Below are 20183 nucleotides of genomic sequence, written 5' to 3'. Positions count from 1 at the left end.
TTTCGCCCCGCTCATCCCCATGAAACGTTTGCTGCAACCTTTTCAGGCTCGTTTGTCGCGAACGGTGGCCTTGGGGGTGTTGTTTAGTATTGTGACCATTGAGGCGGTGATTCTCATTCCCTCCTATTGGCGAAGGGAACGTGAGCTAATTGACTACATGCAACGGATTTCCACCGCCAAGGTGGTGACCCTGGCGCGTTGGTCGCAGGCTGCACCGGAGTTTCAGGATCCCGTGCGGTTGGCCCAGCGGTTGGCCAATCAGACAGATGACCCGATTTCCCTGTGGAAGGGGCTGGCATTCTATGACCGATCGGGGCGTTTGGTGGCCACGGTGGGCGAACAGCCTGAGTTGACCATCACGGCGGTGGCCGCGGGTCGCCGTGAACAACTGAGCCGCGATCAACAACGGCTCGATTTGGCTTGGCCGCCCGATGCCAGACGTAACTACACCCTGGTGGTTCGCCACGACATGAACCCGGTTTATGCGGAATTGCGGGCTTTTATTTTCCGCATTCTGGGATTGGTGGTGCTGATTTCGGTGTTTGCAACGGGGGTGACGATGGTGGTGTTGTCGCGGGTGGCGATCGTGCCGATTTTGCAAATGCGCGATGACCTGCGGCGAGCGGCGGACTTAATCAGTCGTGAGGATACCTCTGGGGAGATGTTGTATGCCTGCCAGGTCGATCGCCCCGATGAGTTGGGGGAGGTAATTACGGCCTTCCGGCATATGTATAACCGGATTCACCAGGAAATTTTGGAGCGGCGACGGGCAGAGCGGGAATCGGAAAGCTTGCTGCTGAATATTTTGCCCCCCGCGATCGCGGAACGATTGAAACGGGGCGAACACCCGATCGCAGAACGGTTTGAACAGGCAACGGTGCTGTTTGCGGATTTGGTGGATTTCACCGGACTAGCAGCCCACATCACCCCGGGCGAGTTGGTGCAACAGCTCAATCACATTTTTTCCACCTTTGACGCGCTGGCCGATACCTATGGCCTCGAAAAAATCAAGACGATCGGGGATGCCTACATGGTCGTGGGGGGTGTTCCGGATCCGCACCCGGACTGTGTGACGGCGGTGGCGGAAATGGCGCTGGCCATGCAACGGGCGATCGTGGCCTACCAGCCCGCCGCCGACTCCACCCAGCACCCCTTTTCGATCCGGATCGGGATCCACACGGGGCCGGTGGTGGGCGGTGTGATTGGCATCCGCAAGTTTATTTACGACCTGTGGGGCGACACGGTGAACACGGCCAGCCGAATGGAGTCCCATGGAATGCCGGGCCAAATCCAGGTGACCGAAGCGGTTTACCAAACCCTGCGCGACCGCTTCCAATTTGAGCGGCGGGGCGAAATTGCCATCAAGGGCAAAGGCACAATGACCACCTATTGGTTGCTCGATCGATTGGCAACCAACGGCCCCATGAATGGCGCAGCCGCGAACCCGGCGGCCCACCCCCCGATCGCCTCAGGATTGTCGGGAAATCGCCAGCCCTCCTAGGCCTTGGGTGGCGTTACGCCCATCCGAATTTCGGAGCAGAAGGAGGCAAAGGTGGGGCCGTCCGATCGGGTTGTGGTGCTCGATCGAAACCGGAGATTATCGCTAGCAAACCAAATTCGCTCCTCAATCCAGCCACCCTCCACCGGCAGGGTAATCCACAGGGCCCCATCGCTGCCGAAACTGTAGCGACCGGGTTGGGGTTGGCCGTTGCTGCCCGGCGTGGCCAACAGCGGCCCCGCGCCCGACGGATCCGGAGCCAAAGCCAACAGCACCGAGGATCCCAATTCCTTATTCGGAGAAGCCGTGATCGCTTCCCAACGCATTTTCAGCCCCGCCGCGATCGCCTGCGGATCGGCCCCATATTTCTGACAAAGGGCGATCGCCTCCGGTGCGTCGGCCGTTAGGGTCTCCATCCAAAGATCCCCTTTGCCCAAAACGGATTTGCGATCGGTCAAATTGTGGCCCGTCCGTTGGGAAAACCACTTACCCACACATTTTTCTAAAAACTCAGCGATCGTGCTCATGATGAAACAAAGAATTGATGGTTGATTAGGGTTTTGCCGTAAAAAAATACTCAAAAAAGGTCAGGGCTGAAATGGATTTGGCCCTGGGAAGCCGAAAATTTGTTGCGATCGCCTGGCCGGGTCACAGTCTGGATCTGAGCCAGGCCAAGCAACTCAAACTCCCCATGAATCCAGGTTATGAATCCAGGTTATGAATCCAGGGGCTGATCGGCCGCAGGATTCGACGGTTGATCGAGCTGATCAAGCTGTTGCAATCCATAGTGTGCCGCTTCGGCCACCTGGGGATGGCTATCTTTAGCAAGATATTTCAGGGCCGATCGGCTCTTCTCACTGGGCAACTTACCCAACGATTCCGCCAAGCGTTGCCGCACCAGCCAATCATCCGACTGCACAAAGGTCAACATCCGCTCAACGGCTTCCACGGCTCCCACCTCGCCCAGCGCCGCGATCGCCGCCTGCTGCACAATCACCTCCGCACTATCCAGCGCATCAATCAGGGTTTTGCGGGCGCGTGGATCGCCCAAGTTCCCTAACGAAACGGCCGCACTGAAGCGCACCAACCAATCCGTATCCTCATAGAACAGGCGGATCAGGGGTTCAACGGCGCGGGTGTCGTGCAAATAGCCCAGCGCTCCGGCTGCATTGGCGCGGATGCTGTAGTCTTTGTCCGCCAACAGGCCCATCAGCAGATCAAAACATTCCTCTGTGGGCTTCAGTCCTAGGGCAAAAACGGCCATGGTGCGCACTTGCAAATGGTCGTCGTTGAGAACTTTTTTAATCAGCGGTACGGCATCAACCGGCGACACATCCCGCAGAGCCGTGAGGCCCAGGAGCCGATCGCGCGAATTGGGGCTTTCGAGTTGGTCGGCAATGCGATCAAGATTGGGGTCGGACATGGGGTGAGGCTACCAAAACGGATCGACGAATTGGCCGAGCATTTCACCATCATACCAAGGGCCAACTCTCCCCAGACATGACCGGGGATCACGGGGCCAGCCGCGGCCGCAACCAACCCAAATATTCCTCATTGCGTCGTCGATCGATGGAGTGAGCCGATTGTTGCAGTTCTTGGATCACGAACTGTGGCTCAAAAAGTTGCTGAATTTCGGCAATGCTGGTGCCAAAGGGCGGGCCACCGGGGCGATCGTGGGCGAAAAACACCGCCACCAAGGAGCCTTGATCCTTCAGGAGCGATCGCACGGCCTGCACATAGGTCGGCCGCAGACTGGGATCGATCGCACAAAAGCAGGTGTGCTCAATCACCCAATCAAATTGCCCAGCCCAATTGGCCGCCAAATTGAAAATATCCGCCTGCACAAATTCCGCCGCCACACCCCGATCGCGGGCAGCCCGGTCAGCTTCGGCGATGGCAGAAGGGGCCAAATCAAACCCCACGACCTGAAAGCCCCGATCGGCCAAAAACACCGCGTCATGGCCGCGGCCGCAGCCCACCACGGCCATGCGTCCTCCCGGTGTCACATCGGGGCGATCGGCCCAGGCCACCAAAACAGGTGATGGTTGTCCCAAGTCCCAACCGGTTTTGCCCGTTTGGTAGGCCGTTTCCCAAAAATCGATCGTTGATTGTTCCTCGTTCAGAACCATGTTGAGGTGTTTGCCGTTAGTTGATGAATTGGTGAATCAGTTCTTTGACCATTATTCTTTGGTCATTATTTAGGTACGGTCTGACGGTGCTTTTTCCTGTCCAAGATTTCCATCTCGCCCCATTTCACACCCCCATTTCACGACCTCTGAATTATGCAATCGATCGCCCTTCCTCAGGATTCGTTCAATCAACAGTGGCTAGCAGCGATCGCCCCGGAAGATTGGGTGAATCCGCAACCGGCAGATTGCTATGACTTGGTGGTGGTGGGCGGCGGGCCGGCGGGTTTGGTGGCGGCGGCCGGTGCAGCGGGCTTGGGCTTGGGGCTAAAGGTGGCCCTCATTGAGCGCCGCTGGTTGGGTGGGGACTGCTTGAATGTGGGCTGTGTTCCTTCCAAGAGCTTGATTGCGGCGGCCAAAGCGGCCCGATCGCCCGTGGAACCGGAAACCTTTGCGGCGGCCATGGCCCAACTGCGGGCCGTGCGATCTCGCTTGGCGGTGCATGACTCAGCCCAGCGGTTTCAGGGGCTGGGGGTCGATGTGTTTTTGGGCGAAGGGCGCTTTCAAGATCCTCGGACGATCGCAGTGGGTTCCCAAACGCTGCGGTTCAAAAAAGCCGTGATTGCCACCGGAACCCGCCCACATGTGCCGCCAATTCCGGGCTTGGCCGCAGCCGGCTTTGTCACCAACGAGACTCTTTTTAACTGGGTGCAGCGGCCCGATCGCCTGGCCATTTTGGGTGGCGGCCCGATCGGCTGCGAACTGGCCCAGGCCTTTGCCCGACTGGGAACCCACGTGACCCTGATTCAACGGCGATCGCGCCTGTTGCCGCGCGAAAGTGCTGCCGCCGCTGCCATTGTGCAACGGGCCTTGGAGCGGGAGGGAATCACGGTGTTGACGGGGCAAACGGTGACCCAAGTGGATCGATCGCCCTTGGGTTGTGAAATTCAGATGGCCCAACATCCTGCGATTGCTGTGGATGAAATTCTGGTGGCTGCTGGTCGATCGCCCAATGTTGAAACCCTGAACCTGGAAGCGGCCCAAGTGGCCCTTGGCCCCCAAGGAATCGCCGTCAATGATTTTCTGCAAACCAGCAATCCTCGCATCTTTGCGGCGGGCGACGTGTGCCAGGGCGATCGATTCACCCACGCGGCCGATGCGGCGGCCCGTCTTGTTTTGCAAAATGCGCTATTCACGCCCTTTGGCCTGGGCAAGGGCCGCTGGGGCAAGGTCACCATGCCCCGAGTCACCTACACCGATCCGGAAGTGGCCAGCGTGGGCTGGATTGATCCCGGAGAGGGAATTAGCCCAATTGTCCCGGGGCCGGCCCCTCGGTTGATTGAAGTACCCTTAAGCCAAGTTGATCGGGCCCAGACCGATCGGGTTGCCGAAGGGTGCTTGCAAGTGTGGCTAGCCCCTGATCGAGACCAAATTTTGGGGGCCACGCTCATTGCTCCCCACGCGGGCGAAACCATTGGCGAAATTACCTTGGCCATGGCCGCCGGTTGGGGGCTGGGCCGGCTCGCCAAAGTGGTGCATCCCTACCCCACCCAGGCTGAATGCATCAAAAAAGCGGCGGATGCCTATCGCAAAACTCAACTGTCCGATCGCACCCGCCAGTTACTGGGCTGGTTGCATCGTTGGAGCTAGGTCGCCTCTCGATCGCAGACGGCGGGCCCCAAGCAAGCCGCCTGGTTTGGTTGGCTTAGCCACCTGCCTACCCCAGACACCGCTTCTGACCCTTCCCTCTTCTTCCCTCTCCACTGAACGACTGCTATGAAACGACGGGATTTGCTGTATGGCCTCGGCGCTGCCGGTAGCGCGATCGTCCTCAACAATTGCACCTTCGCGCCCAGCACGCCCCAGCGCAGCCGCCGAGCTGCGTTGTTCAAGGTGGCGATGCTGTTGCCTCGGGGCGCAGACAGTGACGATTGGTGCCGAGAAGGGATGACCGGCCTCGGGCGCATTGAGCGGGAATTAAACGCAGAAATTGCCTACACCGATGACATCAATAAGGGGTTACCTGCCAGCTTGCCGCAAGCGCTCGATCGCTACGCCAAAGAAGGTTTCGGCTTCATCATTGGCCACAGCGGAACCTTCCGCGACGATATGGTCAAGGCGGCGGTGCGCTACCCCCGTACCCGTTTTGCCATAGTGGCTAGCGACAGTGGCAACAACCGGAATTTCGGAGCCTTGGGCTATCGCAATGCTGAATTGGGCTATCTATTGGGGGCAACCTTGGCCTTGCAGCCCAAATTGCAACATATTGGCCTCGTCACCAGCCTGCCCACCCCGCCCATTAAGCAATTCAACTTAGCCTTTCAAAATGCCCTGCGCCGCTTTGCCCCCGATCGCAAGCTTTCGATCGAATGGGTGGGGAGTTTTGATGATGAACCCAAGGCGATCGCCCTCACCCAAAAGCTGATCGGCGCGGGAATTGATGGCTTGGCCATGAACTGTTGGACGAATAATCCTGCCATTGTTAACGTAGCGGTCGATCGCCAATTGCCCATGGTGGTGTTGGGCCCCGATTCTCGCAAATTGGCCCCCAACTTAATTTTGGCCAGTGGCCTCATCCACGTGCCAGAGCTAATTTTGCATGGGGCCCGGCTGGCCCAACGGGGACGTTGGGAAGGTCGCCAATACCTCTTTGGGCTATCAGAACGGGTGCTGGAATTTATTCCCACCACTGGTAACCTGAACCCTGAGAGTCAAAAGGAAATTGCGGATCTTCATGACCAAATTCGTAGCGGCCGCTTGGAGGTTTTAGAGGAGCGTTAAGCCATCAGGGTTTTGGGATTGGATCAAGTACTCTCAATCTCTCGTGGCAATTACCAGCGCACTTAAAACAGGTATTGATTTAGGTATTGGCTTTGGTATTGGCCATGATTGAATTTGGGGTTTTGGTTGAATTTAGTTCAGTGGGGATCAATCCGCTCGGAAAATTCCTCCTAGACTGCAAGCTGAATAGCCAAGGAGTTGAGGTATCGCAAGGAACAAGCTGAACAGCAAGAAAATAGATGTACAGCTTGATAGACCGAATCAACCGACCAATGGACGGGTTCATCGATCAACCTATCGATCAACTTATTGATCTCTTGGTTGATCCCTTGATTGAGGTGCAAGCTGATCAGCCAATGGACAAGCTGATGAGTCGGCTGATGAATGGGTGAATTCATCAATTGGGCTATGAGTCAATTGGCCGGTTGATTGATGGGTCGATTAACCGATTAATCCATGTGCTGGCTGATGTGCTGGCTGATGTATGGTTGGGCTATGGGTTTAACAGCAACAGTTGCTCGCCAAATGATGCCGAAGGTTAAGGTGCAGGGGAAAGTGCTGAACAATCGTCAACCCTCTGCTGCCGGCGAGGCGTTATGGATTAGCCACGAATGAGGCTCAAACAACGGTTTCAGCAATTGGTGAACTATCGCCGCTGGTGGCCCATGTCCCTGGCGCTGCAAATCCGTTTGGGGCTGACTTTGATGGTCTCCCTGGGAACGCTGGCCACTGGGGCCCTGTTGGCCTACAACAGCACTCAGGTGCAACTGAAAACGCTGCATCAGTTGCAGGCGGCCCAATCGCGGGCGGTGGCTGAGCGCATTAGCACCTATCTCGAGGATTTCCAGCGCAAATTGGGCTATTTGTCGCGGGTGACGGGGTTGTCGGAGTTGCCCGTGCCGGTGCAGCGATCGCTCCTGGAGGCGTTGATTCGCCACGATTCGGCCTATGAGATGGTGGCAATTTTGGATCGATCGGGACAGCCCGTCACCTTTGTGGCCACAGATCCTCTCTTTCGTCCCCAAAACCAAAACCACACTGTAGCCTTCTCGCGGGCCTACCGCTGGGCCGAAGACTATGTGGGTTGGGTGGAGTCAGAGCAGCTCCACGATCGGCGGGTGCGCTGGATCATGATGAGCGTGCCCATTCGCGATCGCTCGGAGCAAATTTCGGGGGTACTGCTGGCCCGGGTGAATTTAGATTTCCTGGATTCTGTGCTCAGCGAGGCCTGGAGTGAGGAGGCGGGCTATACCTATTTGCTCGATCGGCGCAATGTGGTGCTAACGGTCAGCGATGCTGATCCCACCACCTTCGCTCCTATTAATTTAGAGCTAGAGGGGCAACACCTAGCGGAACATTTGGATCAGGCGATCGCGGGGGAGGTGACCCAATATCAAGGCTTAAAACAGGCGCAGGTGATTGGAACCGTTGCGCCCATCCCCTCCAGCAACTCCAGCGGCTGGCGAGTGGTGACGGAGTTGCCCTTGGCCGATGCCTATGCGCCGCTGCGTGACCTGATTTTACAGATGACCCTTGGGGCGATCGCGGCGGGAGCGGCGGCCGGCTGGCTCAGTTGGCGCTTGGCCCACCGGGCGATCCATCCCTTGCAATTGCTGACCTATGAGGTGATTAAGCTCGATCGGGCTTCCTTTCTGCAACTCCATCAACACAGCCACATTGACCAGCTCGCGGCCACCCACGATCGCCATGAGCTGGGTATTTTGGCGCGGGCTTTCAAGGACATGGCCCACCGGCTGGGGGAATCTTTTGTGGCCTTGGGCAAGGCCAATGAAGAATTGGAACAGCGAGTTTTGGAACGGACGATCGAACTGCAACGGGCCTTGGATGATCTGCGCCATACCCAATTGCAACTAATCAAAACCGAGAAAATGTCCAGTGTGGGTCAATTGGTGGCCGGATTAGCCCACGAAATTAATAATCCCGTGAGCTTTATTTTTGGCAACCTTGCCCATGCTCGTTCCTATTTTGAAGATATTGTTGAACTACATCAAATTTGTATTCAAGAATTGGGCTATCAGTCCGATGAACCCATGGAACAAGCCCTGGCCAAGTTGCCAGAGAGAATACGCGAGAAATGGGAAGAAATTGAATATGATTTTATTCTCCAAGACTATCCAAAATTGCTGCAATCCATGGAATATGGAGCAGTTCGCATTCGGGATTTGATTCGCAACTTGCGAGAATTTGCGCGCCTGGATGAGGCCGAAGTCAAAATTGTTGACCTCAATGCCAGTCTTGAAAGTACCCTGACGATCTTGCAAAATCGACTGGGGCCCATGCCAACTCGCTCTTGCATTACCTTGCATCGATCGCTTGGAGAATTGCCCGCCGTCACTTGCTATGCGGGCCAGCTCAATCAGGTGTTTCTGCAAATTTTGAGCAATGCGATCGACGCGATGGATTTGTTGCCCAATGATGAACAGCCGCAATTGTGGATCACAACCGGTTGCCTCGATGAAGCAATTGTGATTTCGATTCGAGACAATGGCCCCGGTTTGGATGAATCCGCCGCCAACAAAATTTTTGATCCCTTTTTCACCACCAAGCCGGTGGGTCAAGGCACAGGATTGGGCCTATCAATTAGCTATCAAATTGTTGTGGAAACCCATGGCGGTTCCTTGGAAGCCAAGAACCATCACCAAGGGGGGGCGGAATTTACCATTACGTTACCGCTCGATCGGCTGACACAGTTGGCACGCCGCACCGTTCCCCATGACGCGGATGCTGATCATGATCTGGCCATTGATCCCAGGGAAGGAATTGCCCAAGCTTCTGCGAATCGGGTCAATAGCAATAGCAATACGATCACCACCAGTCCGGCGGCGACGGTGGGCATTCCGCTAATTTAGCGCCATGGTTCTCCAACTTCTTTGAAAACGATTCAGTGCAGTTGGTGACATAGGGCGGTTGAGCTGATTGATCTGCCTTATCCTTACATTCTTAGGACTACCGCGCGGGCAAGCACCAATAGTTGTGGAGACAAGGGGCTTAAGCCCCTTGTCTAAGTCGATCACTGGGGCGTACAGAGTAGCAATTTTGGTTTTTCAGACATCCTCTTAGGTGACGGACTGGAAGAAGTTGATCGTGGCGTGCAGGGCTTGGGCAAACCGATCAATTTCTTCGATCGTGTTGTAAAAATACAGGCTGGCGCGGGCGGTGGAAGCAATGTTCAGGGACTTGTGCAGGGGTTGGGTGCAGTGGTGACCCGATCGAATGGCGATTCCCTCTTGATCCAAAAATGAGGAGAGATCGTGGGCGTGAATCCCATCCACGGTGAAGGCCGCCAGAGCCGCCCGGCCGGACCCATCCGCCTGGGGACGGGGGCCATAGATGCGCACTTCGGGAATGGCCCCGAGGCGATCGAACAGGTGGCGGGTTAATTCCGCTTCGTAGTGATGAATGGCATCCATCCCGATCGCGCTTAGGTAATCGATCGCCGCGCCCAGGGCGATCGCCTCGCCAATGGCCGGTGTGCCTGCTTCCAGTTTGTGGGGCAAGTCCGCATAGGTCGATCGCTCCAAATCTACCTCGGCAATCATTTCCCCACCCCCCAAAAAGGGCGGCATCGATCGCAGCAATTCCAGCTTGCCGTAAAGGAAGCCAATGCCCGTTGGGGCGCACATTTTGTGGCCAGAAGCCACCAGCCAATCACAATCCAGCGCTTGCACATCCAGGGCCAAGTGGGGCGCACTTTGGCAAGCATCCAGCAAGACTTTGGCTCCCACCGATCGAGCGGCGGCCACCACCTCGGCCACGGGCAAAACACAGCCCAAGGTGTTGGACACATGCACCAGGGAGACCAGTTTGGTGCGATCGGAAATCAGCGATCGCAACTGCTCCAAATCCAAAGATTCCGTGGCATCCAAGCCCACGAATTTCAGCACTGCCCCCGTGCGTTGGGCCACCAATTGCCAGGGCACTAAGTTGCTGTGGTGCTCTGCCACGGACAGGATAATTTCATCGCCCGCTTGCAGTTGGCTCATGCCCCAACTGTAGGCCACCACGTTGATCGCTTCGCTGGCATTGCGTGTGAACACAATTTCCTGAAACGATCGGGCATTCACAAACTTAGCCACTTTTTCCCGCGCCGCTTCATAGGCATCCGTGGCCCGCATACTCAGGGTGTGAACCCCGCGATGCACATTGGCGTTGTCCCACTCGTAATAGTGCCGCAAGGCATCAATCACCTGTCGGGGCTTTTGGGAAGTCGCCGCATTGTCCAAATACACCAGCGGCTGATCATGCACCCGCTGATCCAGGATCGGGAAATCGGGGCGCACCTGTTGGGCGATCGAGCGGGGCAAGGTGAGGGTCATGGCACAGGGAACAGAACAAGAGGATGAAGTAGACCTAATGACCAACCGGGAGCAGGGGTGATTGGCTCGCGATCAACCGAGGCGATTGGTGAATGGCGATTAATGAGGCTCTAGCTTGCGCTGCCTGGATTAATCCGTTGGGCAATTTGGCGAGCCAAGGTCGATCGCAATGAGGCGATCGGGAGGCGATCCAAAATTTCCCCCGCAAACCCATCCAACAGGAGCGATCGAGCCGTGGCCAAATCCAAGCCACGACTACGACAGTAAAACAGCTCCGTTTCCTCCAGTTGGCTGACCGTGGAACCGTGAGAACACTTCACATCATCCGCAATGATTTCCAGTTGCGGCTTGGTGTCCACCCGCGCCTTGGGCGACAGCAACAAATTGCGGTTGAGCTGGGCGGCGTTGGTTTGTTGCGCATCGTGATCCACAAAAACCCGTCCATTGAAGACCGTGTGGCCCCGATCGTCCGCAATACACTTGTGCAACTGATCGGCGGTTCCGTGGGGATGGCTCAACACCAGGGAGCTATGGGTGTCCGTTAACTGCTCACCGGTGGCCACCGACAACCCGTTCAGGATGGTTTCAGTGCCGGGGCCCGTTTGGGCAATGTCGATCGAGTGACGGGCGATCGACGCACCCTGGCTGATGGTGGTTAGGGTGTAGTGACTGTTCCAGTCTTGGGAAATGGCGGTTTTGCCGATGTGGATCGCCTGTTCGCCTTCCCGTTGCAGCCGCACATGGTGCAGGGTGGCGCAATTTCCCAGCACCACTTCCATCACGCTGTTGGTGCAATAGCCGCCTTGCCCGATCGCCACATAGTCTTCAATCAGGGTGCAATGGCTGTCGCCGGCCTTGGCCAACACCAAGCAACGGGGCTGACTGATTGCCGGTTGATCCGCCGTGGCCACATGTAGCAGGTGAATGGGTTTGGCCACCTGCACGCGGCGTTCCAGCTCAATCACCACACCATCGTTCAGGCCGGCCGTATTCAGCACAGAGAAGGCATCCTGACTGCCTTGTTGGCCCAGGTGACTCGCCAAGCGCTCCCGATCGGTCACGGCCGCCAGCGAGCCGATCGTGACACCATCGGGCAACCCGACCAGATTCGACAGTTCCGGCGCAAACCGACCGTTCACCACCACCACCCGCACCGATGCTTCGGGAATGGCAAACGCCGCGATCGCCTCCGGTTCAAGGGTGGTCAGCTCCGGGGCCCGCAACGCGATCGCCAACATGGGCGATAGATCCGTAAACCGCCAATCCTCATCTCGCGTCGAAGGCAACGCCATTTCCTGCGCCACGGCCTGGGCCTGTGATCGCAGCCGCTGCACCAATTCCCAATCGGTTGCCGGAGTGGCCGCCGTCACCGTGGCCAGCAAGCCTGCGTAATAGGTCGATCGCTGGGCTGCCTTGCTCGGTGCTCGATCGCCCGGCGTTGAGTTCGCCGTCAGTGCGTCCAAATCTGCCTTGTTCAAGTCCGTTAAACCACTCAAATCCACGCCCATCGTTACACCCCCACCGGCTGCAACTCGTCCACCCAGTCGTAGCCTTTGGCTTCCAATTCCAGCGCCAATTCCTTATCGCCCGTCATCACGATTTTGCCGTCGTACATGACATGGACATAATCCGGCACGATGTAATCCAGCAACCGTTGGTAGTGGGTGATCACCAGCATCGCATTCTTTTCGTTTGCCAGTTGATTCACTCCCTCGGCCACAATCCGCAGGGCATCAATATCTAAGCCGGAATCCGTTTCATCCAGCACGGCCAAGGTGGGTTCGAGCAGCGCCATTTGCAGGATTTCGTTGCGCTTTTTCTCACCACCCGAGAAACCTTGATTCACGCTGCGATCGAGGAAGGACGCGTCCATTTGCACCACTTGCAGGCGATCGCGCACCACATCCTCAAAATCAAAGGGATCCACTTCCTCCAATCCCTGGTGTTTACGGCGGGCATTGTAGGACGCGCGCAGAAAATCCAGGTTGGAAACCCCGGGAATTTCTACCGGGTATTGGAAGGCCAAGAACACCCCCGATCGGGCCCGTTCTTCCGCTTCCAATTCCAAGAGGTTTTGTCCTTCAAAGACCACCTCGCCACCGGTCACCTCGTAGGCCGGATGTCCTGCCAAAATTTTGGAAAATGTACTTTTTCCAGAGCCATTGCGACCCATAATCGCGTGAATTTCGCCGGCCTTAATTTCCAGGTTCAGGCCCTTCAAAATTGGCGTGTCATTCACATTGGCGGTGAGGTTTTTGACCGAAAGGACGGTCGGTGCATTATCAACAATCATCGTGGCCCTTCAACCCTCAAAAACAGGCTTCCAATTCAACAAGTAAGCTCAACAAATAAGCTCAACAAACAGGCTCAACAAACAAGGGACTTAGAGCCTGTCGTCATTTCCCTCGCCGTAGGGGTTGGGTCTCCCAACCCTAACCCGGGCGATCGCTCTAACCTTGTCCACCCCTGGGAACATCTAAGGATCACGGGAACTGAGTGGGGAGACCCCGCCCCTACGACTGCTCGGTTGGGAGAACGAGGTTATCAGGGTTTCAGGCGATTTGACGACACACCTTAAGCCCCTTGTTTCCAATCCCGATCGACCCAGTGCCGTTAGCCCACCGAGCCTTCCAACTTCAGGCTGAGGAGTTTGTCGGCTTCCACCGCAAATTCCATGGGCAACTGGTTAAACACATCTTTACAGAAGCCCGAAATCATCATTGAAACGGCATCTTCGGCGGAAATGCCCCGTTGCGCCAAATAGAACAATTGGTCTTCGCCAATCTTGGACGTGGTGGCTTCGTGCTCCACCCTGGCCAACTCGTTCTGCACCTGGATGTAGGGATAGGTGTTGGCTTGGGCATTGCTGCCAATCAACATCGAATCGCATTGGGAATAGTTGCGCGCCCCATCGGCATTGGGCCCCACTTTCACCAGGCCGCGGTAGCTGTTTTTGGACTTGCCCGCCGAAATGCCCTTCGAGACGATCGTGCTGCGGGTGTTTTTGCCAATATGCACCATCTTCGTACCGGTGTCGGCCTGTTGACAGTTATTGGTGAGGGCAACGGAATAGAACTCCCCGATCGAGTTATCACCCACCAGCACACAACTGGGATATTTCCAAGTAATGGCTGATCCCGTTTCCACCTGTGTCCAAGAAATCTTGGAATTCCTGCCTTTGCAGAGGCCGCGCTTGGTCACGAAGTTATAAATTCCGCCCTTCCCGTTCGCATCCCCGGCATACCAGTTTTGCACCGTGGAATATTTGATGCTGGCATTGTCCAGGGCCACCAATTCCACCACCGCCGCATGGAGTTGGTTGCTGTCATACATAGGAGCCGTGCAACCTTCCAAATAGCTGACGGAGCTGCCTTCTTCAGCCACAATCAACGTCCGCTCAAACTGACCGGAATCCCCGTTGTTGATGCGGAAGTAGGTGGACAATTCCATGGGGCATTCAACGCCCTTGGGAATATAGACAAAGGAGCCATCGCTAAACACAGCGGAGTTGAGGGCCGCAAAGTAGTTATCCGCGATCGGGACAACGCTGCCCAAATATTTTTTAACCAGCTCCGGATGCTCCTTGAGGGCCTCAGAAATGGGGCAGAAAATTACCCCATGTTCTGCGAGCTTTTCGCGGAAAGTGGTGGCCACGGAAACGCTGTCAAAGATGGCATCCACCGCCACATTAGCCAGCCGCTTTTGCTCCGAAAGGGGAATTCCCAATTTCTCGAAGGTTTCGAGCAGGGTCGGATCAACTTCATCTAAGCTCTGCTTCTTTTGCGTTTGCTTCGGAGCGGAGTAGTAAATGATGTCTTGATAGTTGATCGAGGGATAGTTCACATCGGGCCAGGTCGGCTCCGTCATCTTCAGCCACTGGCGGTAGGCCCGCAGCCGAAATTCCAGCATGAACTCTGGCTCGTTTTTCTTGGCCGAAATGGCGTAGATTGTCTCTTCACTCAGACCCCGAGGCAGGGTATCTGACTCGATGTCGGTGACGAAGCCGTACTTATAGGGTTGGTTAACGAGGGTGCTGACGGATGCGCTCATGGCTCGTGGGGACTGGCGTTCTTCTCGGAGGGGGCGGGGGCCATCGGCGGAATGGACGATCGCACCTTTGGCTACCGGGGCGATCGAACGGATTGTAACCACTCACCGCGCGGAAAATCGCGGGAGTTGGCAGCGCTAGCGCATGTTTAGGATTTCGTCGAGGCCGATTTCCTGCTGCTCGCCCCGGAAATCATTGTCAGGGGTTAGAAACAACATGCAGTGACATTCATAGCGCTCGCGCATGGGCACACAAGGACAGTTCCAATAGGCAGCGGCCACTTCGGCTTCCTTGTCTTCGTAGTGCCGACAGGGGCAAAGGGGCGAGCCGAGTTCGTCCTTGTGGCGGGCGAGACCTTCGATCACGACAGCGGTCACGCCCGGATCAGCGCAAAAGTAAGTGCCGGTACGTTTGGCGTAGCTTTCAGCGAACTTCCGAACTGCATCAAGGCTCTTTTCGCTGGCGTGGGTCGTTGCATTGTCCATGTCGGCGGGTCTCTAGAAATTAACGGTGGGGTTTGTATAATGACCTTGATTGCTAAAACAACTTGATTGTTGCGTAATCGTCTTTAGCGTACTTTAGCAACGCAAAAGTTGTCAAAGCCTGAGCGATCGAGGCCAGAATATAACAATAGGCTGTTTTCTTAACCGGTTGTTTTGAACGGGCCGATTCACGGTCGATCGACTGGCTGCCGCTGCCGAATGCTGCCCAATCCACGATCCACGGTCTGAGCGAATGAGTGCTCTTCAGCAAGCGTCCACGAAGCATGACATTTTGAAATACCTCCTCCAGCAGGGAGAAGCCACGGCCCAACGGCTGGCGGAGGCGCTGGGCATCAGTCCACAGGCCACCCGTCGCCACCTGAAGGATCTCGAAAGCGAGGGGCTGATTTTGCACGAGGCAGCCAGGGGCGGCACGGGTCGTCCCCAGCACCTTTATCGGTTGAGTCCGGCGGGGCGATCGCAATTTCCCGACAACTACGATGAATTTGCCGTGGATTTGCTCCACACCCTGACCGAAACGATCGGGAATGACCAAGTGCAGTCCCTGCTGCGGCAACAGTGGGTGCGCAAGGCCTTGGACTACCGCCGACATCTGGGCGCGGGAAATTTGCGCGATCGGGTGGCTCGGTTGGTGGACTTGCGCCGCGCCGAGGGCTACATGGCCGAGTGGGAAGCGATCGAGCCGGAAGCCGACGGCCACCCACGCTACTTGCTGGTGGAACACAACTGCGCTATTTCCACCGTGGCCGAGTCCTATCCCGGCGTTTGTGCCCATGAGTTAGAAATGTTCGCGATCGCCCTCCAGGGCTGCAAGGTGGAACGCACCCACTGGATTGTGGGCGGCGAGCACCGTTGTGGCTACTCCATCCAAGAGTCGGAAACCACCCCCACCCCCGCAACCCGCGCCAACTAGGCTCGCTCCACCCGGCCCCACAACCAGAGGGGCGCGATAAGGAAGGGCGCGATAAAGAGAGGTGCGATCAAGGTGCAAGCGATCGGGTCAGAAATCGGGCTAAGGTTAACTAGCGGGGGGTTGCCGATTGCAGCGCGCCTGTTCAACTCCGCCTGTTAATCCCACCCATTCCAGCCCGCCCATTGCCTCTCGGGTGCTGTCTCCCCAATCTGGGTGAACCGAGCCGAGCGATCGCGATGGAAACCATCCGCCTCGATGCCTATGCCGCTGAACAATCCTATGAATCCTCAGGGTTTGGAGTTTTTGACCCCCGAAGAGTCTGCAAAGGTCGATGCGGCTCTGTTGTCTCAGCCCGAAAAGTTTTTAACGCGGTTGACCCTCTCGTCTTTGAAACTGCTGCGCTACATTGCCGAGGACGAGGGCGTGGCGATCGAAGCGTTAACCCATGATCAGGTGATTGCTTGGTTTGAGCGCGATGCAAAGCGTAAGCGCGAGCAGGGAATTGATGCGACAGTGCTGAAGTGGGATGTTTAGATCGGTTTACAGACCTGTTCTGGTGGGTCTGTTTTTGATAGATTTTGGGTCTAATTTCCTTTTGAATTGCCTTTCAATTTCCCTTTTAGCTTCAATTTCACGTTCAATCTCACGTTCAATTTAAGTTCAATTCCCACTCTAATCCCAACTCTAATTCCCGATTTACAACACCACCATGCTTGACTGGCTCCACACCCTTCTGGGTCACGATCATCACGCCCTGTCCCAATCGATCCAAGCAAGTTGGCAGTTTGGGTTTTCTGCCTTGCAAACCAGCCCTGCCAGTGAATTTTCGCGGGGCTATTGTGTCCAAATCTGTGCCTTTCTGGTTCCGGCCAATTTGTTGGCGACGATTCAAGCATTGGTGATGATGGTGATTGATCGCCCTCTGCGCGATCGATTGGTAATTGGTTTGGTCGGTAGTGTTTACGCCACCTTGATGGTGTTGCATGTGGCAACCTGGTTTGCGGTGGGCGTGGTGATGGCTCCGACCTATGTGTTGCTGTCGTTGGCGGTGGTTTGTTTGGTGATGAATGGAGCAATCATTGGAAAAGCAGTTCGATCGAGATCCAACTTGAGCAGCTCCGTCGCCGCTTCGGCCCCAGCTCTCTAGAACTGCACCATTAAGACTGCGAGGACTGCACCAATAGGACTGCACCAATAGGACTGCACCAATCAAACTGCACCAATCGATACCCATCGATAAAGGCCAAAAGAGATGCCTTTTGCATAGGCACAAGTTCAAACCGATCACCATCTTTAAAAGATCAACCCAAAAAAGCTCCAAAGGTCAGCCCAAAAAGCAGACAAGGGGCTTAAGCCCCTTGCCCCCATCATCTTGTCAGCCCACAATCTTGCTGTGGAAGAATCAGGGCTGTCATCAATTGAATGAACCTGAATGAACCCAAATCAGCTTGACCTAGATCAAACCTAGATCAGCTTGATGGCCCGCAGGGTGAACATCATGCCCGCTGCCACGCCCAACATGCCGCCAAAGAAGATGAAATAAGTAATTGCGCCAGACATGGGCCAAGCCTCCCAATGGATTCTGAAAAATGGGTTAGTCCCTAACCATTGAACCATCCCGCGCTAAAATACGGCCCGCTCTGGTTTTTTGCCGTTCGTTCACTGTTGCTGGCGCAATTGCGCTTTGGGTTATGGCCGCTACGATTCGCGTAAATTTACCCCAAAATGCCTACGACATCGCGATCGGGGCGGGCTTGCTCGATCATGTGGGCGATTGGATGCGCGAGCGATCGACCCAAACCAATCCCAAGGTTTTGCTGGTCTCAAACCCGCAAATCTTCAAGCGCTATGGCGATCGGGTGATCGCGTCTCTGCGGGCCGCGGGTTACCAAGTCCAAAGCTGCATTTTGCCCGCTGGTGAGCGCTACAAAACCCCCAGCTCTCTCCAAAAAATTTACGATGCGGCGCTCGATTTCCGTTTGGAGCGATCGAGCGTCATGTTGGCGCTGGGCGGCGGAGTGATTGGCGATATGACCGGGTTTGCGGCCGCCACTTGGTTACGGGGCATCGCCTTTGTTCAAGTGCCCACCTCGCTGTTGGCCATGGTGGATGCCGCGATCGGGGGCAAAACCGGCATTAACCATCCCCGAGGCAAAAACCTGATTGGGGCGTTTCACCAACCGAGGCTGGTGTTGATTGATCCCGAGGTGTTGGCCACCCTGCCGGTGCGGGAATTGCGGGCGGGCATGGCGGAGGTGATTAAATACGGCATTATCTGGGATCCAGACCTGTTCGATCGGCTGGAAGCGGCCCCACGCCTCGATCGATTTGCCGCCATTCAACCCCTGTTGGGCGAAATTTTGCAGCGATCCTGCCAAGCCAAGGCCGATGTGGTGGCCCAAGACGAAAAAGAAGGGGGCCTGCGGGCCATCCTCAACTATGGCCACACGATCGGCCATGCGATCGAGTCATTGACCAACTACCGCTTGGTGAACCACGGGGAAGCCGTGGCGATCGGGATGGTGGCGGCGGCCGAGTTGGCGGCCAAGATGGGCCTGTGGGATGGGGGCAACTGTGCCCGACAACTGGCGGTGATTCAAAAAACGGCCCTGCCCGATCGCGTGCCGGCCAGCCTAGATCCGGAAGCGATCGCTGACTCCTTGCTGTTAGATAAAAAAGTCAAAGACGGCAAAGTTCGCTTCATCTTGCCCACTCGGATCGGAGCCGTTGAAATGGTTGATCAAGTTCCCGCTGATGTGTTGTACCCAGTGCTGCGAGCCTTACAGGGTTAACAGCGGGGCCCCTGAGCACCGGTCTCTGGCTGGATGCTGGCTTTTCCCGGGTTCGGTCAGTGTTCGGCCAAATGTAGTAGACTCTGCCTGACGCGGGTTCTCGTTGCATTCTGAAACGTTGGTAGCCCCATGTTCCCGTATTTGTTTCATTTCATTGCGTTTCTGGCGGCGGCGGCCATTGTGATGTGGACAACGCCGATCGTCCGGGCTGCGGGCCTCAAAACTGGGCGCTTTGATCTCCCCAACGAGCGTAAAATGCACGATCGCCCCATGGTTCGACTGGGGGGAATTTCGATCTTTTGCGGCGCGATCGCAGCCCTCGGTCTGGTCTGGTGGCTGGGCGGCTTTGAAACCGCCAGCTCCCACAAAATCAATGAAATTATTGGTGTTTTAGGGGGCGGGATCGCCTTTTTTGCGATCGGGCTTGCGGATGACCTCTATGGTCTTTCTCCCTTCACGCGCCTGGCCATCCAAACCGCCGTCGCCACCGTTTGTTGGCATGTGGGCGTTAGCATCGACTTCCTCACAATTCCCGGCTTGGGCCTGGTGCAATTGGGCTGGCTGAGCTTGCCCATCACCGTCCTCTGGTTAGTGGGCATGGTGAACGCCATCAACTGGATTGACGGTCTGGATGGTTTGGCGGCCGGCGTTTCCGGCATTTCCGCCACCGTCATGATGTTTGTGGCTCTGTTTATGAACCAGCCGGCCGTGGGCCTGATTGCCGCAGCCTTGGCGGGTGCGGCCCTCGGATTTTTGCGCTACAACTTCAACCCTGCCCAAATCTTTATGGGAGATGGGGGAGCCTATTTTATGGGCTTTGTGCTGGCGGGGGTAGGGGCGATCGGCCTGGTGAAGGTGACCGCCGTAACTTCTGTGTTGCTGCCTTACCTGATTCTGGCGGTTCCGTTGCTGGATATGTCGGCGGTCATTCTCGATCGCCTGCGCAACGGTAAGCTGCCTTGGATTGCCGACAAGCGACACTTACACCACCGCCTTTTGGATGCCGGCCTGTCCCATCGGGCGGCCGTTTTGTTTATTTATGCCCTGACCCTGTGGGTGGGGACCCTGGCTCTGGCTTTTTCCGGAATGCCCAGCGGTCTTGGCTATGCCCTCGCGGCCACCGCCGTTTTGAGCTACATGGGCTGGCAAGTTTGGCGACAGGCCAAAAACCCCTCCTAGGGCTGA

Annotated in this window: 19 protein-coding genes; 9 read left to right on the top strand and 10 right to left on the bottom strand. The window is 56.3% G+C overall.

Annotated features, from left to right (window positions below):
- Positions 1–19 precede the first annotated feature (19 nt).
- Positions 20–1501, top strand: coding sequence for an adenylate/guanylate cyclase domain-containing protein (locus tag H6G52_RS07260; protein ID WP_190527386.1), 1482 nt, complete (start codon positions 20–22; stop codon positions 1499–1501).
- Here the strand turns inward: H6G52_RS07260 and H6G52_RS07255 are convergent.
- The 3 genes from H6G52_RS07255 to H6G52_RS07245 all read right to left on the bottom strand — a co-directional run bounded on the left by H6G52_RS07255 (position 1498) and on the right by H6G52_RS07245 (position 3627).
- Positions 1498–2025 carry a phycobiliprotein lyase gene (locus H6G52_RS07255; protein ID WP_190527383.1) on the bottom strand — a complete coding sequence of 176 codons (528 nt, stop codon included), beginning with the start codon at positions 2023–2025 and terminating at the stop codon, positions 1498–1500. The genes H6G52_RS07260 and H6G52_RS07255 overlap by 4 nt on opposite strands.
- A gap of 188 nt (positions 2026–2213) precedes the next feature.
- On the bottom strand, positions 2214–2921 hold the full coding sequence (locus H6G52_RS07250; RefSeq protein WP_190527381.1) for a HEAT repeat domain-containing protein: 708 nt from the start codon (positions 2919–2921) through the stop codon (positions 2214–2216).
- 88 nt (positions 2922–3009) lie between these two features.
- A complete protein-coding gene (locus H6G52_RS07245) occupies positions 3010–3627 on the bottom strand; it encodes a methyltransferase domain-containing protein (RefSeq protein WP_190527379.1) in 618 nt (205 codons plus the stop codon).
- 153 nt (positions 3628–3780) lie between these two features.
- On the opposite strand from H6G52_RS07245, the gene H6G52_RS07240 reads away from it, so the two are divergent.
- From H6G52_RS07240 to H6G52_RS07230, 3 genes are all read left to right on the top strand, one after another.
- A complete protein-coding gene (locus tag H6G52_RS07240; RefSeq protein WP_190527377.1) occupies positions 3781–5274 on the top strand; it encodes an FAD-containing oxidoreductase in 1494 nt (497 codons plus the stop codon).
- Between the two features lie 126 nt (positions 5275–5400).
- The gene (locus H6G52_RS07235) at positions 5401–6405 is read left to right on the top strand and encodes a BMP family ABC transporter substrate-binding protein (RefSeq protein WP_190527375.1); all 1005 of its coding nucleotides are present in this window, start codon (positions 5401–5403) and stop codon (positions 6403–6405) included.
- A 611-nt stretch (positions 6406–7016) separates the two neighbouring features.
- Entirely contained in the window at positions 7017–9275 is a 2259-nt protein-coding gene (locus H6G52_RS07230; protein ID WP_190527373.1) for an ATP-binding protein, read from the top strand.
- A 207-nt stretch (positions 9276–9482) separates the two neighbouring features.
- On the opposite strand, the gene H6G52_RS07225 is transcribed toward H6G52_RS07230, so the two are convergent.
- From H6G52_RS07225 to H6G52_RS07200, 6 genes are all read right to left on the bottom strand, one after another.
- Positions 9483–10742 (bottom strand): SufS family cysteine desulfurase, encoded by a 1260-nt coding sequence (locus H6G52_RS07225; protein WP_099535540.1) that lies wholly within the window; start codon positions 10740–10742, stop codon positions 9483–9485.
- Between the two features lie 110 nt (positions 10743–10852).
- A complete protein-coding gene (gene sufD, locus H6G52_RS07220; RefSeq protein WP_190527372.1) occupies positions 10853–12250 on the bottom strand; it encodes a Fe-S cluster assembly protein SufD in 1398 nt (465 codons plus the stop codon).
- 2 nt (positions 12251–12252) lie between these two features.
- Positions 12253–13035 carry a Fe-S cluster assembly ATPase SufC gene (gene sufC / locus H6G52_RS07215; RefSeq protein WP_099535544.1) on the bottom strand — a complete coding sequence of 261 codons (783 nt, stop codon included), beginning with the start codon at positions 13033–13035 and terminating at the stop codon, positions 12253–12255.
- 320 nt (positions 13036–13355) lie between these two features.
- On the bottom strand, positions 13356–14792 hold the full coding sequence (sufB, locus tag H6G52_RS07210) for a Fe-S cluster assembly protein SufB (RefSeq protein WP_099535630.1): 1437 nt from the start codon (positions 14790–14792) through the stop codon (positions 13356–13358).
- A gap of 135 nt (positions 14793–14927) precedes the next feature.
- Positions 14928–15275 carry a ferredoxin-thioredoxin reductase catalytic domain-containing protein gene (locus tag H6G52_RS07205; RefSeq protein ID WP_099535546.1) on the bottom strand — a complete coding sequence of 116 codons (348 nt, stop codon included), beginning with the start codon at positions 15273–15275 and terminating at the stop codon, positions 14928–14930.
- 52 nt (positions 15276–15327) lie between these two features.
- The gene (locus H6G52_RS07200; RefSeq protein WP_099535548.1) at positions 15328–15507 is read right to left on the bottom strand and encodes a hypothetical protein; all 180 of its coding nucleotides are present in this window, start codon (positions 15505–15507) and stop codon (positions 15328–15330) included.
- Between the two features lie 18 nt (positions 15508–15525).
- Here H6G52_RS07200 and sufR point away from each other — a divergent pair, with 18 nt between their 5' ends.
- The 3 genes from sufR to H6G52_RS07185 all read left to right on the top strand — a co-directional run bounded on the left by sufR (position 15526) and on the right by H6G52_RS07185 (position 17353).
- Positions 15526–16206: an iron-sulfur cluster biosynthesis transcriptional regulator SufR gene (gene sufR / locus H6G52_RS07195; RefSeq protein WP_099535550.1), complete on the top strand. Its 681-nt coding sequence runs from the start codon at positions 15526–15528 to the stop codon at positions 16204–16206.
- A gap of 261 nt (positions 16207–16467) precedes the next feature.
- Complete coding sequence (locus H6G52_RS07190) at positions 16468–16740, top strand: hypothetical protein (protein WP_242026244.1); 273 nt, start codon at positions 16468–16470, stop codon at positions 16738–16740.
- Positions 16741–16915: 175 nt separating this feature from the next.
- Positions 16916–17353 (top strand): hypothetical protein, encoded by a 438-nt coding sequence (locus H6G52_RS07185; protein ID WP_199291569.1) that lies wholly within the window; start codon positions 16916–16918, stop codon positions 17351–17353.
- A 317-nt stretch (positions 17354–17670) separates the two neighbouring features.
- On the opposite strand, the gene H6G52_RS07180 is transcribed toward H6G52_RS07185, so the two are convergent.
- Positions 17671–17766, bottom strand: a complete 96-nt coding sequence (locus H6G52_RS07180) for a cytochrome b6-f complex subunit PetL (RefSeq protein WP_099535552.1) — start codon at positions 17764–17766, stop codon at positions 17671–17673.
- Between the two features lie 131 nt (positions 17767–17897).
- Between H6G52_RS07180 and aroB the strand changes: the two genes are divergently transcribed.
- Both aroB and H6G52_RS07170 read left to right on the top strand, forming a co-directional pair.
- Positions 17898–18998: a 3-dehydroquinate synthase gene (aroB, locus tag H6G52_RS07175; protein WP_099535554.1), complete on the top strand. Its 1101-nt coding sequence runs from the start codon at positions 17898–17900 to the stop codon at positions 18996–18998.
- A 129-nt stretch (positions 18999–19127) separates the two neighbouring features.
- Positions 19128–20177 carry an MraY family glycosyltransferase gene (locus H6G52_RS07170; RefSeq protein ID WP_099535556.1) on the top strand — a complete coding sequence of 350 codons (1050 nt, stop codon included), beginning with the start codon at positions 19128–19130 and terminating at the stop codon, positions 20175–20177.
- The last annotated feature ends 6 nt before the right edge of the window (positions 20178–20183 follow it).

This window comes from Limnothrix sp. FACHB-881 (assembly GCF_014698135.1).
Taxonomy (GTDB): domain Bacteria; phylum Cyanobacteriota; class Cyanobacteriia; order CACIAM-69d; family CACIAM-69d; genus CACIAM-69d.
Note: the sequence above shows the minus strand (reverse complement) of the source record. Positions and strands in the feature narration are given on the sequence as shown.

Excerpts from the sequence above, each read along its gene's own strand:
- sufB (WP_099535630.1), bottom strand. The coding sequence starts at position 14,792 with ATGAGCGCATCCGTCAGCACCCTCGTTAACCAACCCTATAAGTACGGC.
- H6G52_RS07235 (WP_190527375.1), top strand. The coding sequence starts at position 5,401 with ATGAAACGACGGGATTTGCTGTATGGCCTCGGCGCTGCCGGTAGCGCG.
- H6G52_RS07240 (WP_190527377.1), top strand. The coding sequence starts at position 3,781 with ATGCAATCGATCGCCCTTCCTCAGGATTCGTTCAATCAACAGTGGCTA.
- H6G52_RS07225 (WP_099535540.1), bottom strand. The coding sequence starts at position 10,742 with ATGACCCTCACCTTGCCCCGCTCGATCGCCCAACAGGTGCGCCCCGAT.
- H6G52_RS07250 (WP_190527381.1), bottom strand. The coding sequence starts at position 2,921 with ATGTCCGACCCCAATCTTGATCGCATTGCCGACCAACTCGAAAGCCCC.
- aroB (WP_099535554.1), top strand. The coding sequence starts at position 17,898 with ATGGCCGCTACGATTCGCGTAAATTTACCCCAAAATGCCTACGACATC.
- sufD (WP_190527372.1), bottom strand. The coding sequence starts at position 12,250 with ATGGGCGTGGATTTGAGTGGTTTAACGGACTTGAACAAGGCAGATTTG.
- H6G52_RS07180 (WP_099535552.1), bottom strand. The coding sequence starts at position 17,766 with ATGTCTGGCGCAATTACTTATTTCATCTTCTTTGGCGGCATGTTGGGC.
- H6G52_RS07190 (WP_242026244.1), top strand. The coding sequence starts at position 16,468 with ATGCCGCTGAACAATCCTATGAATCCTCAGGGTTTGGAGTTTTTGACC.
- H6G52_RS07205 (WP_099535546.1), bottom strand. The coding sequence starts at position 15,275 with ATGGACAATGCAACGACCCACGCCAGCGAAAAGAGCCTTGATGCAGTT.
- H6G52_RS07185 (WP_199291569.1), top strand. The coding sequence starts at position 16,916 with ATGCTTGACTGGCTCCACACCCTTCTGGGTCACGATCATCACGCCCTG.
- H6G52_RS07170 (WP_099535556.1), top strand. The coding sequence starts at position 19,128 with ATGTTCCCGTATTTGTTTCATTTCATTGCGTTTCTGGCGGCGGCGGCC.
- H6G52_RS07260 (WP_190527386.1), top strand. The coding sequence starts at position 20 with ATGAAACGTTTGCTGCAACCTTTTCAGGCTCGTTTGTCGCGAACGGTG.
- sufR (WP_099535550.1), top strand. The coding sequence starts at position 15,526 with ATGAGTGCTCTTCAGCAAGCGTCCACGAAGCATGACATTTTGAAATAC.
- H6G52_RS07255 (WP_190527383.1), bottom strand. The coding sequence starts at position 2,025 with ATGAGCACGATCGCTGAGTTTTTAGAAAAATGTGTGGGTAAGTGGTTT.
- H6G52_RS07245 (WP_190527379.1), bottom strand. The coding sequence starts at position 3,627 with ATGGTTCTGAACGAGGAACAATCAACGATCGATTTTTGGGAAACGGCC.
- sufC (WP_099535544.1), bottom strand. The coding sequence starts at position 13,035 with ATGATTGTTGATAATGCACCGACCGTCCTTTCGGTCAAAAACCTCACC.
- H6G52_RS07230 (WP_190527373.1), top strand. The coding sequence starts at position 7,017 with ATGAGGCTCAAACAACGGTTTCAGCAATTGGTGAACTATCGCCGCTGG.